Genomic DNA, 14,205 nt, shown 5'->3' on the forward strand with positions numbered 1-14,205 from the left:
CGTGAGGAGGCGACTACCGTGCCCGACACCCCGATCACCGCGGCGAACACGATCTCCGAGTGGCTGGCGCATCCGGCCGGCGGTCAGGCCCTGCGCGATCTGCTGGCGGCCAGCGGCTACGGCGAAAGCGTGCTCGCGCCCGTGACGAGGATGTCGCTGCAGCAGGTGGCTGCCATCGGCGGCGGAGCCGTGCACCCGGCCGCCATCGAGGACCTCGTGCGTCGAGCGAACGGCGGGGACCTGCCCGACGCGCCGCCAGGGGCCCCCGCGGAGCCCGTGCCGGCGGAGTGGACCGAGCGGATCGTCCCGGGCCGCTTCGACGGTCGCACGGTCGTGGTGACCGGGGCGGGCTCGGGGATCGGTCGCGCCACCGCGTCTCGGATCCTGCGCGAAGGCGGTCGCGTCGTGGCGGTGGACATCGCCGGCGAGCGACTGGACGACCTGGCGGGGGAGTTCCCCGGTGAGAGTCTCGTGCCCGTGGTGGCCGACCTCGCCGCCCCGGACGATGTCGACGGCATCCTGGCGGCCGCCGGTCCCCGCGTCGACGGACTGGCGAACGTCGCCGGCGTGACCGACGACATGACGCCACTGCACGAGGTCTCCGATGCCATGTGGCAGCGCGTGATGGCGATCAACGTCGACGGCGTGTTCCGGCTGTCGCGGGCGGTCCTTCCGGGCATGCTCGAGGCCGGGTCCGGCGCGATCGTCAACGTTGCTTCCGAGGCGTCATTCCGGGGCTCGGCGGCGGGGGCGGCCTACACGACCTCGAAGCACGCCGTGGTCGGCCTGACCAAGAGCGCGGCCTTCATGTACGCGCGCAGCGGCATTCGGGTCAACGCCGTCGCGCCCGGTCCGACGGCCACCAACATCGGCGCGGACTTCTCCTCCGAATTCGGCTCGGAGCGCCTGATGCCGATGATGGCGCTGATCCCGCCGATCGCCGGTCCCGCCGAGATGGCCGCCTCGATCACGTTCCTGCTCTCCGACGACGCGACGAACATCACGGGCGCGATCCTGCCCTCCGATGGCGGGTGGTCGGTGCAGTAGCCGACACTCCGACGGCCCCTGACTTCCGACCGCCGCGGGGCGTGGGTTAATGTGGTCGTCGCACTCCCGCAGTGCACTCGGGCGATTGGCGCAGTGGTAGCGCGCTTCGTTCACACCGAAGAGGTCACTGGTTCGAACCCAGTATCGCCCACCCGAGACAAGCCTTGGAATCGCAACGATTTCAGGGTTTTTACTTTTCCGGGCGTAGTTCCCACGTAGTTCAAGGAACCGGAAAAATGTCCGCGAAACGACCTCGCCAGTCGACGTCTGTCGGGATGTGTTCGAGTGTGTTCGGGAGTCCTGTCAGCTCGGTATGCCTGGCGTGGCGTCCGCGATTCGCTTGTTGCGGGCGCGGATGAAGTCGCTGGTGTGTCGTCGGTAGGCGAGGTAGGCGTCAACGTCGTTCGGGACGGGTGGGGTGGTGAAGTTGTCGAAGTGATGCCAGTAGGCGATCTTGCCGTCGTCGCCGATCACGTCGTGGAGCAGGAAGAAATCGACGTAGCCGTCGAAGTCGACGAACAACTCGAAGAAGCTGGAGTAGCGCGTCAGGACAGCCCTCAACGGGTTGTCTTCCTCTTGGTAGTGCCGACGGATGCACTCCAGTGTCAGGTCGAATCGGTCACGGATCCGAGGGTGGGTGCCCCGAGCTTGGTTGATGGTCTGTTTTCCATCTACCCGGGTTCCTGGGAACACGAGGGCGCTGGCAATGGTGTAGCCGATGTCGGTGGGGAGCGCCGCGGCCGGGATCTGCTTTGCCACCGCGGTGCGAAGGTAGCGGTGAGTGATGGTGTCGCTGGTGAGCCTGAAGGTTCCGAGTGCTGAATCGTGGCGGAGGAAGTAGCCGCCCGGCTTGCCCTCCTCGGTGAGGTCGAACGTGCGTCCGTCTGGCAGCGGCTTGCTCCACAGCAACCGGTGGTAGGAACGCAGCGTCGGGCTCCAGGAGTCAGGATCGCGGCCCGCCGGGACCTCCGAGCGGAAATCGAACGTTGGATCGATGGGGAGATTGATCTCGGCCGGCTGCATGTATTGCAGCATAGGAGCGAGCACCGACAAGGGGCAGCGAAATGGCTCGGTTCGCGAACCTCGGGCGGAATGCTCGTCCGGCGGAAGTACCCGAATGCCGTTCTATGGGACATGGACGAGCAGCGGGTCTATCGGTGACGCATCCAGGTGCTTCCTGATCCACGTTAGCGCAGGTCAGAGCCGCTGCGGTCGGCCTCCGTGACCTCAAAGGCGCATACAGGACCACCCCGGTTCGTCGCGATGCGCTGCGGATAGTCGCATCGATAGTCGCATGGACGCATGGCTTTCTCTGCTCGGATCTACTTGACCACCACATCTGGCAATCCGGGTCTCGCCAGGTGCCGGGGGACGCTGCTACCCGTTCGGACGCAAGAGCTTTGTGTGGCGCGATCGGGTTTGAACCAGAAACCGGCATCTCTGGCCCGTTTTGCGTTAGGAATGAAGTTGAGTTTAAACGGCACGGCAGGGATAAGCCGCATTTGCAGTAGTGCCCACGAGGGCCCAATAGAACCTGTCGATGGGTTACGTATGGGCCACGAAATCGGGGGAGTGTCGAGCGTCGCGTGGGGTGGCGTGGAAAAACTAGCCTTCGGTCAGATCTCGAGATTGGCCAGCGGTCGGTTCTAAGCTCGCTACACGGTCCGGACGATCGGACGTCGTCCACCGGTGCGGGTCTACGGCACACTGCCCCGTACGCCTTCGAATGTCGCGCGGACGCCCGAGGCGTGGCTCGTCGATGGGCGCAGGCTGCTCTCGAGCCGGGATTGGACACCGCCGTCAGTACGTGTTGCGGTGCGCCGCGCGGCCGATCTAGTACTAGGGGAGTACCCGCCACGATGGCTGGCCAACCGACGGGTCAAAAGACAGCCGCTCGCATATCGAACGGCGACCACTAACGAGACCTGCTCGACCGATTCATACTCCCGACCCCCTAGGGAACATCGCACTCGCGACATCACACCGGAGTTACGTGTGCGACCCACAACTGCGGAAGCGCAGTGGAGTACATCGGGGGCGTCGCGGTCAGAGCGGACAACCATATGGATGTGGATCGAGGCTATCGGGCCTGCTGGGGGACCGGTACCAGGTTCGGTTGGGTAGCGTCTAGGGATCGTGCACCTGGGCGGTGGTTGGGTGCATGATCGTTCGTACATCGATCCAGCTTCCATGTGCCACGGGGAGTCTCGCAAGCCGCAGCGTTGGTAGATCCTATCGAGTTATCGCGCGAGCGCGATCCGCAGTTCCTCGCTAGATCGGTTCGCAAGGACTACAAACGTCGGTCCCCGGAGCGGCATACTTCGACGAATGCGGCCGCTGGAGGCGTCAGATAGGCACTTGGGTAGACGAGACCGGTGCGTCGCTTCAGCGGTGGCCGAAATCCCAGGGTGCGGCATCCGAGTCGCCGCGCCGTGGCAGACCCCTCTCGGGACATTAGTGTCGCCCCGAGCCCCTCCGCGACGAGGTGTTGAAACGATTCTCGGTGATCCGTTCGAATCTTTATGGCGGAATCGATGTTGGGATGCTGCTTCTTTAGCAACGCATAGGCCACGGAAGTCTCAAAGTACGGACCAATTACGATTCCGTAGGACGCAAACGTTTCCGCATCAATCGTGTCCTCTCGGTGGTCAGCGTGCGGCGGCAGCACTGCGACGAACTCCTCAGATTCGAACTCCACCGACCGCAAACCGTGCTGGGCGGTGGGAAACTCGGTGATACCGACGTCAGCGAGTCCACCGCGGACCGCGGCTGGGACATCGGCGATGGACCTTGAGGGCGGCTGGATTATGTCGACGCGCACTCGTGGATGGGCAGCTCTGAACGCGCCGACGAGTCCCGCCACCGGATGAGCCGACTGGGTGGGAATGGTGCATATCGTCAGGCGCCCTACTGCAAGACCCGTGTCGGGGCTGGCGGCGGTCATGAACGCGTCGAGATCCTGCAGGGATCGTCGTGCGTGCGGTTCGGCAGCGCGACCGGCCGCCGTGAGGTTGAACGGCCGCGCGGTACGTACGAACAGTTCCGAGCCCACGATCGCCTCCAGCTGGCGCAGCGACTGGGAAATCGCCGACTGAGAGATTCCGAGCTCGCGCCCGGCGGCAGCGAAACTGCCTCGGTCGATCACCGCGAGGAAGGCCTCGAGGTGTCGGCGGTCCGCCGAGCGGGTCGGGGTGCGCTTCATGCGGCGTTCGCTACTTCGCGACAGACGCGCAGGAACCGGTGTGCCGCTACCGATCCAGAATCCCGCGGGATCGCTGCGGCGACTTCCAGAAGGGCAGGCGGGTCGAGATCACACTCCACCAAGCCTGGCATCGCTGACGCGACCCGAGCGTGTCCTGCAGGCAGGATGGTGGCTCCCGCGCCGGCAAGCACCAGGGGCAAAACCCCCTCTGCGTGGACCACTTCGACTGCGATGGATCGCTCCAGCGCATCTTGGCCTAACCGCGAAACCACCAGCCGGTACGCGGCCGTGTCGGATGGTGGCGTGACCAAGCCATGAGTGAGCACCGTTTGAAGGGGCACGGCCTGTCGGGGGTTGCTAGACGTCGAGGAATCAGGCAGCACGGCGAGCAACTCCATGGGGGCCAGACGCTCGGTGTGCATGTCTTGTCCTATGAATTCGGCCAACGTGACGAGCACATCGGCGCCTAGATCGAAGAGTTGGCGCGCCTCAATCGGCTGCTCAGGCACGTTGTGCACTCGGATTGAAACGCCCGGGCATTCGTTGCTGAAGGCGGCGAGCAGTCGAGGCATGGGGTCGATGCCGAGTGAGGCCGGACACGCGACGTCCAGGCGGCCACCTTCAACGCGATTCACTCGGGTCACTGCATCGCGAGCGCGGTCGAGCGCGACGAGTGCGTCAGCAGCGTGAATGGCGAACTCACGGCCTGCGGCGGTCAAACGCACGCCCATCGTTGAGCGCTCAAACAGCATCGCACCGAGTTCAGACTCCAAGGCTGCGATCGCTTGCGAAAGGGCTGATTGAGTAACGCCCGTCTCGGTCGACGCGCCCGAAAACGTGCCGCGCCGCACGACTGCAGCAAAGAACTCCAAGTGGCGGTCGTTCATTAAGTACTCCGTTCTCCATAAGAGTTACTGAAGTCCATTGCAAGCATTTGAAGATTGAGTCTTGCAGAAATGTGATGCAGAGTACAGGAATCCGCCCACCGTCCAAGGAGTTCTAATGCACCAAGCACTCAACACGTCGGTGGTTCGCCGCCTCGGCGCTCGTTTGCCGATCTTCGGTTTCTCACACTCTCTCGAGGTCGTCGCGGCGGTGAGTCGGGCTGGCGGCATCGGTATTTGGGGAGCGACGCGTAGCACACCGGAGGAGATCCGCGAGGGACTCGAATGGCTGGTCGAGGCGGTAGGGGACCAACCCTTCGGTATCGACCTTGTCCTTCCGAAAGGTATGCCGTCGACGGACGATCGCGCGGTCATGGAATCTCAAATCCCGCAGGCCCACCGCGAGTTCGTTTCGGACCTACGCGGCAAGTACGGTGTTCTCGACGATGGTCTTCCCGGTGTGCGTTCCCGCTTCGTGCGGTCCGAGGAGATGGCTGCACGTCAGTTCGCGGAGATCATGGCGTCGTCGGTACCAATCTTCGCCGCGGGTGTTGGTTCACCGCCCGAGAAGGTTGCGGAGGCGAAAGCCGCCGGTAAAACCGTCATAAGCCTCGTCGGCGCACCCAAGCATGCCCGGTACGCCCTTGATGCTGGTGCCGACATCCTTGTTGCTCAGGGTTACGAGGCGGGTGCCCACACCGGCGACATCGGCACGTACGCGCTCGTTCCTCAAATTGTAGAAATGGCGGGCGATGTTCCCGTAGTCGTAGCTGGCGGAGTCGCCCGTGGCGCCCATATCGCAGCAGCGCTCGCATTGGGCGGTGCCGGCGTGTGGCTCGGGACGGCGTGGCTATTTACCCGTGAGCACGATATGGACCCGGTGATCTTCGACAAGCTCGCGGCTGCGGGATCGGCCGACACAATTCGTTCGCGTGCGGACAGCGGCAAGACTCTGCGCCAGATCAAGACCGCATGGACCGACGAGTGGGAGGGTGTCGACGCGCCAGTGCCGCTTCAGATGCCGAACCAAGACATTCTTGTGGGCGACTTTCTCGGATCGGTGGACCGACATCGTGTGGAGCCCCTAATGAAATCCGAAGCTGGGCAAAGCGTCGCCTATTTCGATGAACGGACTGACGTCGAGACGGTGATGAAGCGCCTGGAGAGGGAGGCAACCGACTCGCTCGAACGAATCGCCCCTTGATTCTTGTGCACTAAAACTCGCCCACAACCCTCATCCACAGGAGAAACCTGAATGAACACCACCCCCCAACGCCGCCTGCGGTCCCGGCTGCCCTTCGCGGGCTGCATGGTCGCGGTCGCCAGCTTGAGTCTGTCTGGGTGCGTCTCGTCGGATAGCGACGGCGCCTCCGATCCAGACTTTCCGACCAAGTCGATCACACTGACCATTCCTTATGCACCCGGCGGCGGAACCGACACAGCTGGGCGCCTGGTGGCGAAGGCCTTGGAAGCCGAACTGGGTCAGTCAATCGTCGTTGTCAACAAGGACGGCGGTGGCGGCTCGATCGGTGTTAGCGCAGTCGCTTCAGCTAAGGCCGACGGTTACAACCTCGGCATGGCGACCGACTCGAATGTCGTACTGCAGCCAATCCTGAACAAGGACCTGCAGTACGACAAGGCGGACTTTAAGTCTTGGAACCTTGCGCCCTCGACATTCGTCCTCGTCGCCTCCTCTGGCAGCGACTACACGACGCTGGCCGACGTAATTGCTCAGGCGAAGAAGAACCCCGGAAAGGTCCGTATTGCCCATCCCGGAACCGGCGGCTCCAATGATCTGACGGCTCGTGCCTTCGCGCTGGCCGCCGATATCGACATCGTCCCAGTGCCGATTACCGGCGGGGGCGCCGAAATCAACAAGGCAGTCGCATCGGGTCAGGTTGAGCTGGCGATGACGACTGTCCCCGTCGCCAAAGGTTTTGTCGACTCCGGTGACCTCGTGGTCGCAGGCACGATGGGTGACGAGCCGGCGGCAGGCGCAGAGGAGTCCGAGACGCTCGGTTCAATCGGTGTGGACACTGACTTGATCCCGCAGGCAGCACTCGTGATGCTCGCTCCTGCCGGCGTCTCCGACGAAGTCGCCGATTCAATCACCGAGGCGCTGCAAGTGCAGGCCGACGGCGACCTGGGCGATCAGATGACCCGCATCGGGTTCCCAATGGCCTTCGGCGACCCCGAGTCCAGCGGTGAGGCGATGAACTTGGTTCAGAAGCAGTACGAGGAAATCCTCGACAAGTTCGACGCGGGACAGTAGGAGGACTGCAATGAGCAACCCGGTGGTTGATCTCAACGACGGCGATGCGGGCCCAGCGGCTCTCGGCGCGGTGACGCGGGGGAGGCGATTGATTTCTCTGACGATGATCGCCGCCGGGTTGCTCTATACCGTGGCCAGCCTCCAACTGGACCGTGGTGAACTCGCCCAGCCTGGGCCGGGACTGTTTCCGCTCCTGGTCGGTGTTCTGGCAATCCTCGCTGGCGGTGGCGGATTCTGGGAGTTGAGGCGTGGCCACGTCGGTTCCGACGGGGAGGCCATGTCTTCAGGCCGCAAACCGTGGATCTTCTTGGTAGCTATGACCCTCGGTGTCCTCTCGCTCCCGACGCTGGGCTACTTCGTGAGCGCCTTGGTTTGCGGCATGGCGGTCAGCTGGTCGGCCGGCCAGACCAAGGTGTGGAAGGCGCTCCTGACTGGACTCGGGATCGCCGTGGTCTCGACATTCGTGTTCGTGAGGGTCCTCGACGTGTACTTGCCCTCCTCTTTCGTGGATTCGTGGTTCTAATGGACGTACTGCAACAGTTGCTTTACGGGTTCGAGGTCGTCCTGACGCCGGAAAACCTGATGGCCGCCTTGATTGGCTGCCTTGCCGGCACCATGGTCGGTGTTCTTCCCGGACTCGGTCCGACGGCTGGCGCTGCTGTACTCCTGCCGCTGACGTTCACAATGGGTCCGGTTGCCGGATTGATCATGATCGCCTCGATCTACTACGGGGTGCAGTACGGCGGTTCGCTCACGTCCGTGCTGCTCAACATCCCAGGCGAGACCAGTTCGATCATGACCACGATCGACGGTTATCAGCTCACCCGGCAGGGCCGTGCGGGTGCCGCCCTGTTCATTGTGACAATCGGGTCCTTCATCGCAGCCACGATTTCCGTGATCTTGGTGAGCTTCATCGGGCCGCCAGTCGCCTCTTTCGCGATGGGGTTCGGTCCTCCCGAGTTCCTCGCGTTGGCCGTCGTCGGTCTGCTCTTCTTAGTTCGGATCATGGGAGGGAGTTTGGCCAGCGGCCTCATCCCCATGGTGATCGGGTTGGCGCTCGGCACCATCGGCATGGACGCCGTGTCGGGCACGAGCCGACTCCAGTTCGGCATTCCTGCACTCGCTGCAGGAATGGATGTCGTCGCCGTAGCTGTGGGCGTATTCGGTATCGCCGAAGTCATGCGCCTGGTGGCCGATGAGGGCCGCCTACCACGTGCACAGAAGGTCCGAATGCGCGATCTGCGTCCGAGCCGCGAGGAACTTCGTCGATCATGGGCACCTTGGGGGCGAGGCACGATTACCGGATTCATTTTCGGGTTGTTACCCGGGCCGGGGCCGACCATCTCGACGTTCATCTCCTACAAACTCGAGAAGGTCTTTTCCAAGAACCGCCATCTGTTGGGCAAGGGCGCCATCGAAGGTGTCGCCTCTCCCGAAGCGGCCAACAATGCTGCCGCCACATCCGGCATGATCCCGCTCCTAGCGCTCGGGATGCCTTTCACCCCCGTGCTCGCGTTGATGGTCGCGGCGATGATGGTGCAAGGAGTCACTCCCGGGCCGTTGCTCGCGACCCAGCGCCCCGACATCTTCTGGGGCGTCATCGCTTCGATGTACATCGGCAATGTGGTGCTAGTCGTGCTCAACCTACCCCTCATCGGGGTCTGGGTGCGTCTTCTCCAGGTGCCCCGCAGTCTCCTCGTCCCCGTGATCACAGTCGTCTCGATCGTGGGAACTTATGCTCTCAATAGCAGCATGCTCGACGTCATGGTGCTTCTCGTCGCTGGGGTACTGGGTTACGTCCTGACCAACTACGGCTACCACTTGGCCCCGCTTGCGCTTGGCCTGATCCTTGGCCCCTTCGCAGAGCGATACCTCCGCGAGGGGTTGTTCATCAGCCAAGGAGATCTGACCTACTTCTTCACCAGCCCGATCGCGATGGGGCTGTGGATCCTTCTGGTGGGCGGGCTCGTCCTACAGACAACAATGGGCGCTCGTGCTCGCCGGCAAGGGCGCGAACTCGTAGAGGTCGTCGCCGAGTGATTCAGCCTGGGTACGACAGTCAAAACCCCTATCACCATCACCCGACGGGAACCACACGATGATCACCGCATGGCAAGTCGTCAGCGAAGGCGACCTTGGTGACGCAGTCCAACTGCGCACGCTGCCCGAGCCGCCTCTTGGCGATCGCGACGTGCGTGTCACCGTTGGGGCAGCAGCGTTGGGGTTCCCTGACATGTTGCTCGCCAAGGGCCTTTACCATGACCGACCGGCCTTTCCGTTCTCGTTAGGGGCTGAGGCTGCCGGGCACGTTAGTGCAGCGGGCCCGCGGGCGGGGCTCCCGATTGGTGCTCCAGTGATCGTGGTGCCCGGACAAGTGGCCTCTGGTCTGCTCCAAGACACATTGGTCGTCCCCGCTGAGCGGACCCTGCCGGTGCCCGACGGCATGCCAATTATCGAGGCCGCGGCATTCGCGATGACCTATCAAACGTCCTACATAGGCCTGGTCCGCCGCTGCCGTCTGTCCGAGGGGGAGACACTTCTTGTGCTCGGTGCCAGCGGCGGTATTGGCACGGCCGCGATTGAGATTGGACACGCCTTGGGTGCGCGAGTCATCGCTGTGACCCGTGGAAAGGAGAAGGCTGCCTATTGTGCGAGTCTCGGCGCGGACGCCGTGGTCGACCTGGCGGATGAGGAGCTGGTCCCGCGAATCAAGGAGTTGACCGGCGGGACCGGGGCTGACGTCATCTTTGACCCCGTTGGCGGTGCCATCACCGACGCGGCACGCCGCTGCATAGCGCTCGAGGGGCGATTGCTAATTATCGGATTCGCCAGCGGTGACGTGCCCGTCGTTCCGGTGAACCATGCCCTACTGAAGAACTACTCGATCGTGGGGTACCGCACTTGGCCGTTCCGCGGCGACCCCGAGTATCGCGCACTGGTCCACGGCACGTTGTCGGAGATGTACCGGCGCGGTGAGTTGCGCCCTCGCGTCGAGCAGATTGGATTCGATCAGGTCCCTGCCGGGCTCCAACGACTGGCGGACCGTCAGATCAGCGGTCGGTTAGTCGTGACGTTCGAGAACGCGCCATGAGTGCACCACTGACAGGCATCCGCGTTCTAGACCTAACCCAGTACATTGCTGGGCCCGGCGCAACCTCGGTGCTGGCAGATCTTGGCGCTGACGTCATCAAGGTCGAGCCAGTCCGAGGTGAGGCCACACGCCACCTCGGTTCGTTCGGGCAGGGCATGTTCCATGCGTACAACCGAGGCAAGCGCTCGATCGCGGTCAACTTGGCGACAACCCAAGGGCGTGATATCGCTTCCTCCCTGATGGCCGGGGCCGATGTCGTTGTCCAGAATTTGCGCCCTGGCGCCATGGAACGGATGGGACTGGGACCTAATCAGGTGCGTCAGGGCGGATCGGGGCGGCCGGGGAACCCCGGGCTGATTCACGTCTCGATCAGCGGCTTCGGCTCTTCCGGAGTCGCGGCCAAACGTGCCGGACTCGATATTGCGGCGCAGGCTGAAAGTGGGCTCATGTCCATCACTGGTGAGACCGACCGAGAACCTCAGCGGGTTGGATTCGCCGTCGTCGATGTCGCGACTGCAAACGCGGCCGCTCAAGCCATCCTCGCCGCACTGTTGCACCGGGAGCGTGGCGGACCGGGCGCCGACATTGACCTATCGTTGATTGAAACAGCGATCAATATCCAGTCGGCCAACCTGATCGAGTACTTCTCGACGGGGCGCGTGCCCTTTCGGTCGGGCAACGGACAGCCCTCGGCCGCTCCTGCAGCAGATCTCATCCGTACCCGTGACGGCCACATAGTGCTGTCCTCGTACACGCCACCGCACTGGGCCAAACTTTGCGCTCTGATCGGGCGGCCCGAGCTAGTGAATGACCCACGGCTCGGCACCCTCGATGCCCGGGTCGCCAACCGGGATTTCCTCCATGAGGTGCTGGATTCCGCATTTGAATCCATGGATGCCGACGCGTGCGTCGAGTGGCTCGCCGAGAACGGACTGGTCGCAGGTGCCGTGCGCACGTATGAGCAGATGGCCGAGTCGGACAACGTCAAAGAACTGGGCATCATCGGCAAAATCGAAAACCCGAGCCACGACACACCGGACAGGTACGTGAGGTTGCCGTACCGGATCTCGACGGTAGATGACCAGAGCGGCGCGTCGCGGGCACCCCATCTCGGAGAGCACACCGTCGCGATTCTCGCGGAGTTGGGACACAGCCAGGATCGGATCGACGAACTCGTCGAGAACGAGGTGGTCGTCGCCAACGCTGACATTCCCCCAACCAGTGAAGATGTAAGGAGCAGAGTCTTGTGACAGCCACCCCAGAACTCAACGGACAATGCATCGTAGTCACCGGTGCGAGTCGGGGGATCGGTCGAGCGATTTCTCTCACATTGGCAGCCGCGGGCGCGCACGTGGTGCTTGGCGCCCGTTCCGAGCCCGCAGCCCAAACCGTCGCAAACGAAATCGAATCACATGGCGGCCGAGCCGTTGCCGTGCGAGCCGACATAACCTCTCAGGTCGACACCGAGCAGCTCGCCGCCGCCGCCGTGGAGGCGTTCGGTCGAATCGACGTGCTGGTCGCGAACGCAGGCATGGAGTCCTCGGCGACGCTCATGAAGTCTGATCCATCCGAGTGGATCGCTACGGTCACGACAAATCTCGTCGGTAGTTACTTGTCTGCTCGCGCCGTTCTGCCTCAGATGAAGGAACAGGGCTCGGGACAGGTGCTGTTCGTTGGGTCAGGCATGGGACACTCCAAAGCCTTCGGCCGCTCGGCCTACGGTGCGTCGAAGGCCGGATTGAGCCACTTGGCAGGCGTGCTCTCTCAAGAGATGTGGCGGTACGGGATCAATGTCAACGAACTCGTGCCGGGACCCGTTGCGACAGACATGACCCGCGGTCGGTGGACGCTTGGCGAGGTCCCCGCCGAATTGCCCAGCGAACGCGTCAAGCCGGCGGTCGAAGTAGCCGAGTTCGTTCGTAGCATTCTCTGCTTGGGCGCGGGTGGCCCTACCGGACAGGTCTTCAGCCTCGCACGCAGGCCGCTGTGAGTTCCTCGATACACGCCGAAACCTTCGACGGCGTTCTCGTGATTTCGATCGACCGTCCCGCGGCGCGCAATGCGATGACCGACGAGATGGCGCGGTCGATCGCCACTCAGCTCGACCATTTCGATGCCGCAGACGATCTGCGGGTGGCTGTCTTGCACGGTCGTCATGGTGTGTTCTGCTCGGGAATGGACCTGAAACGGTTCCAGGCGACGGGTACTCGGCCCCTAGATCCGCGTCGTGGGGGCGGTGGGTTGACGTGGATGCCCCCAACGAAGCCCATCATCGCGGCCGTGGAGGGCTTCGCACTAGGCCTCGGATTTGAGATGACGCTCGCGTGCGACCTCGTTGTGGCAGCGTCTGACGCGCAATTCGGACTTCCTGAGGTCCGTCACGGGCTGGTTGCAGCCGGCGGCGGCGCCAGCCGACTGCCGTCACGGATCCCGCGTGCGGCCGCTATGGAGATCCTACTGACTGGCCGGCCCTGCTCGGCATCGCGGCTCCAAGAATTGGGCTTGGTGAATCGCGTGACCGAGCCGGACGAGTCTCTCGAGACGGCACAAGAACTGGCTCGCGAGATCGCCTCGCTACCCAGTGAGGCGGTCACGTTCACCAAGGAACTCGTCGCGCTATCGCGCGATTGGCCCGAGGCTGACTTGTTTGCCCGTCAGGAGCCACTCGTCACTGGGTTCTTGGAGCGACGACGCCGAAGGCAAGGTAATTGATGCGTCAGTTCACGGGAGTGACGGCCTTCGCCGAAGCGGTGGGGGAAGAACTCGGCCACACGTCGTGGCTGACACTCAGCGAAGACCGCATCGCGGCATTTCACATGGCCACGGGATCTGCCAAATCTCTCCGCCCGGACGGCCACGAGCCCGGCTTCGTACCGGAGTACTTGGTCATCGCCGCGGTCTCGCCTTTGCTGAAGGGATTGTATGACGTCGCGAACGTGGCAGTACGAATTAACTACGGGGTAAACCTGGTCAAGTTCCACTCACGAGTGCGAGTAGGATCCCGCATTCGCGCCCGTGCCCAGTTGGCTAGCGCGGAGCAGGCAACCGCCGGATACCGCGTCGCTGTCCGTCTCGACATCGAGTGCGACGGTCATCTCGAGGATGTCGGCTCCGCCGAGGTCGTGATGATGTTCGTCGCGCAGAATAGAATGTCGGGCGAATCCGGCTAACCACTGCAGAGCCGCCGATTCCACAGCGCCTGTTCCTCGCTTGGGGGCCACCACGACTGCCGGAGCCAGAAGAATTGGGACGTCCAGACCAAGGAGTCTGCGTAGACAGAAGCACGAGACGTCCGCATTGCGATCCGGCGACCTGTCCTAGACGTGCTATCTAGAGAGTTGCGGGGAACCAGCGGTGGTCCTCACCCGGTCCAGCGCACCAACAGCATTGTGAGCTCGGTCGTTGCTAGGAGAGCCGTCGAGAGTGCTAGAGCAAAGGGGGCGCGGCCGCCGCGTGACCTCGCGCGACGGCGGGCACCTGCATCGTGGGCGTAGCGGCCTCGACTTTCAACGAAGATCCAGGTGCCGAGAACCATTGCGATTGCTAGGGCCACCAGCGCCAAGACCCCGAGATCGCTCCAAGTTAGTCTCAGAATAATCGCAGAACCTGCCACGAGCGAGAGCCCTGTCCGCTGCCATGCCAAGGCGGTCCGTTCATTGGAGACGCCGAAGTCACCAACCGCTTGGCCCAACTCTTCGTCCGTCACGGC

Annotated in this window: 14 protein-coding genes and 1 tRNA gene; 11 read left to right on the forward strand and 4 right to left on the reverse strand. The window is 63.3% G+C overall.

Features of this window, described 5'->3' with window-relative positions:
• Nucleotides 1–18: 18 nt before the first annotated feature.
• A complete protein-coding gene (locus tag NP095_RS06570; protein ID WP_232416775.1) occupies nucleotides 19–1,047 on the forward strand; it encodes an SDR family NAD(P)-dependent oxidoreductase in 1,029 nt (342 codons plus the stop codon).
• 79 nt (nucleotides 1,048–1,126) lie between these two features.
• Nucleotides 1,127–1,198: transfer RNA gene (locus NP095_RS06575), tRNA-Val, on the forward strand.
• Nucleotides 1,199–1,350: 152 nt separating this feature from the next.
• On the opposite strand, the gene NP095_RS06580 is transcribed toward NP095_RS06575, so the two are convergent.
• The 3 genes from NP095_RS06580 to NP095_RS06590 all read right to left on the reverse strand — a co-directional run bounded on the left by NP095_RS06580 (nucleotide 1,351) and on the right by NP095_RS06590 (nucleotide 5,136).
• Nucleotides 1,351–2,070 (reverse strand): DUF6994 family protein, encoded by a 720-nt coding sequence (locus tag NP095_RS06580; RefSeq protein ID WP_232416774.1) that lies wholly within the window; start codon nucleotides 2,068–2,070, stop codon nucleotides 1,351–1,353.
• A gap of 1,267 nt (nucleotides 2,071–3,337) precedes the next feature.
• Nucleotides 3,338–4,249 carry a LysR family transcriptional regulator gene (locus tag NP095_RS06585; RefSeq protein WP_232416773.1) on the reverse strand — a complete coding sequence of 304 codons (912 nt, stop codon included), beginning with the start codon at nucleotides 4,247–4,249 and terminating at the stop codon, nucleotides 3,338–3,340.
• Entirely contained in the window at nucleotides 4,246–5,136 is an 891-nt protein-coding gene (locus tag NP095_RS06590) for a LysR family transcriptional regulator (protein WP_232416772.1), read from the reverse strand. The genes NP095_RS06585 and NP095_RS06590 overlap by 4 nt, the downstream gene beginning before the upstream one ends.
• Nucleotides 5,137–5,251: 115 nt before the next feature.
• Here NP095_RS06590 and NP095_RS06595 point away from each other — a divergent pair, with 115 nt between their 5' ends.
• Genes NP095_RS06595 through NP095_RS06635 form a run of 9 tightly spaced genes read left to right on the forward strand, consistent with a single transcriptional unit; the run spans nucleotide 5,252 to nucleotide 13,666 of the window.
• Nucleotides 5,252–6,337, forward strand: a complete 1,086-nt coding sequence (locus tag NP095_RS06595) for an NAD(P)H-dependent flavin oxidoreductase (RefSeq protein ID WP_232416771.1) — start codon at nucleotides 5,252–5,254, stop codon at nucleotides 6,335–6,337.
• 51 nt (nucleotides 6,338–6,388) lie between these two features.
• Nucleotides 6,389–7,405, forward strand: coding sequence for a tripartite tricarboxylate transporter substrate binding protein (locus NP095_RS06600; RefSeq protein WP_232416770.1), 1,017 nt, complete (start codon nucleotides 6,389–6,391; stop codon nucleotides 7,403–7,405).
• A 10-nt stretch (nucleotides 7,406–7,415) separates the two neighbouring features.
• Nucleotides 7,416–7,928 (forward strand): tripartite tricarboxylate transporter TctB family protein, encoded by a 513-nt coding sequence (locus tag NP095_RS06605; protein ID WP_232416769.1) that lies wholly within the window; start codon nucleotides 7,416–7,418, stop codon nucleotides 7,926–7,928.
• Nucleotides 7,928–9,445 carry a tripartite tricarboxylate transporter permease gene (locus NP095_RS06610; protein ID WP_232416768.1) on the forward strand — a complete coding sequence of 506 codons (1,518 nt, stop codon included), beginning with the start codon at nucleotides 7,928–7,930 and terminating at the stop codon, nucleotides 9,443–9,445. Before NP095_RS06605 ends, NP095_RS06610 begins: the two co-directional genes overlap by 1 nt.
• A 58-nt stretch (nucleotides 9,446–9,503) precedes the next feature.
• On the forward strand, nucleotides 9,504–10,496 hold the full coding sequence (locus NP095_RS06615) for an NADPH:quinone oxidoreductase family protein (RefSeq protein WP_232416767.1): 993 nt from the start codon (nucleotides 9,504–9,506) through the stop codon (nucleotides 10,494–10,496).
• Nucleotides 10,493–11,746: a CaiB/BaiF CoA transferase family protein gene (locus tag NP095_RS06620; RefSeq protein ID WP_232416766.1), complete on the forward strand. Its 1,254-nt coding sequence runs from the start codon at nucleotides 10,493–10,495 to the stop codon at nucleotides 11,744–11,746. The genes NP095_RS06615 and NP095_RS06620 overlap by 4 nt, the downstream gene beginning before the upstream one ends.
• Nucleotides 11,743–12,486, forward strand: a complete 744-nt coding sequence (locus tag NP095_RS06625) for an SDR family NAD(P)-dependent oxidoreductase (protein WP_232416765.1) — start codon at nucleotides 11,743–11,745, stop codon at nucleotides 12,484–12,486. Before NP095_RS06620 ends, NP095_RS06625 begins: the two co-directional genes overlap by 4 nt.
• Nucleotides 12,483–13,208, forward strand: coding sequence for an enoyl-CoA hydratase-related protein (locus NP095_RS06630; protein ID WP_232416764.1), 726 nt, complete (start codon nucleotides 12,483–12,485; stop codon nucleotides 13,206–13,208). The genes NP095_RS06625 and NP095_RS06630 overlap by 4 nt, the downstream gene beginning before the upstream one ends.
• Complete coding sequence (locus NP095_RS06635) at nucleotides 13,208–13,666, forward strand: hotdog family protein (RefSeq protein ID WP_232416763.1); 459 nt, start codon at nucleotides 13,208–13,210, stop codon at nucleotides 13,664–13,666. Before NP095_RS06630 ends, NP095_RS06635 begins: the two co-directional genes overlap by 1 nt.
• 191 nt (nucleotides 13,667–13,857) lie before the next feature.
• On the opposite strand, the gene NP095_RS15305 is transcribed toward NP095_RS06635, so the two are convergent.
• Nucleotides 13,858–14,202 carry a DUF202 domain-containing protein gene (locus NP095_RS15305; RefSeq protein ID WP_369413442.1) on the reverse strand — a complete coding sequence of 115 codons (345 nt, stop codon included), beginning with the start codon at nucleotides 14,200–14,202 and terminating at the stop codon, nucleotides 13,858–13,860.
• Nucleotides 14,203–14,205: the final 3 nt, after the last annotated feature.

Origin of the sequence: Aeromicrobium duanguangcaii (assembly GCF_024508295.1) — a bacterium.
GTDB lineage: Bacteria > Actinomycetota > Actinomycetes > Propionibacteriales > Nocardioidaceae > Aeromicrobium > Aeromicrobium duanguangcaii.

Excerpts from the sequence above, each read along its gene's own strand:
- NP095_RS06580 (WP_232416774.1), bottom strand. The coding sequence starts at position 2,070 with ATGCAGCCGGCCGAGATCAATCTCCCCATCGATCCAACGTTCGATTTC.
- NP095_RS06585 (WP_232416773.1), bottom strand. The coding sequence starts at position 4,249 with ATGAAGCGCACCCCGACCCGCTCGGCGGACCGCCGACACCTCGAGGCC.
- NP095_RS06590 (WP_232416772.1), bottom strand. The coding sequence starts at position 5,136 with ATGAACGACCGCCACTTGGAGTTCTTTGCTGCAGTCGTGCGGCGCGGC.
- NP095_RS06595 (WP_232416771.1), top strand. The coding sequence starts at position 5,252 with ATGCACCAAGCACTCAACACGTCGGTGGTTCGCCGCCTCGGCGCTCGT.
- NP095_RS06600 (WP_232416770.1), top strand. The coding sequence starts at position 6,389 with ATGAACACCACCCCCCAACGCCGCCTGCGGTCCCGGCTGCCCTTCGCG.
- NP095_RS06605 (WP_232416769.1), top strand. The coding sequence starts at position 7,416 with ATGAGCAACCCGGTGGTTGATCTCAACGACGGCGATGCGGGCCCAGCG.
- NP095_RS06610 (WP_232416768.1), top strand. The coding sequence starts at position 7,928 with ATGGACGTACTGCAACAGTTGCTTTACGGGTTCGAGGTCGTCCTGACG.
- NP095_RS06615 (WP_232416767.1), top strand. The coding sequence starts at position 9,504 with ATGATCACCGCATGGCAAGTCGTCAGCGAAGGCGACCTTGGTGACGCA.
- NP095_RS06620 (WP_232416766.1), top strand. The coding sequence starts at position 10,493 with ATGAGTGCACCACTGACAGGCATCCGCGTTCTAGACCTAACCCAGTAC.
- NP095_RS06635 (WP_232416763.1), top strand. The coding sequence starts at position 13,208 with ATGCGTCAGTTCACGGGAGTGACGGCCTTCGCCGAAGCGGTGGGGGAA.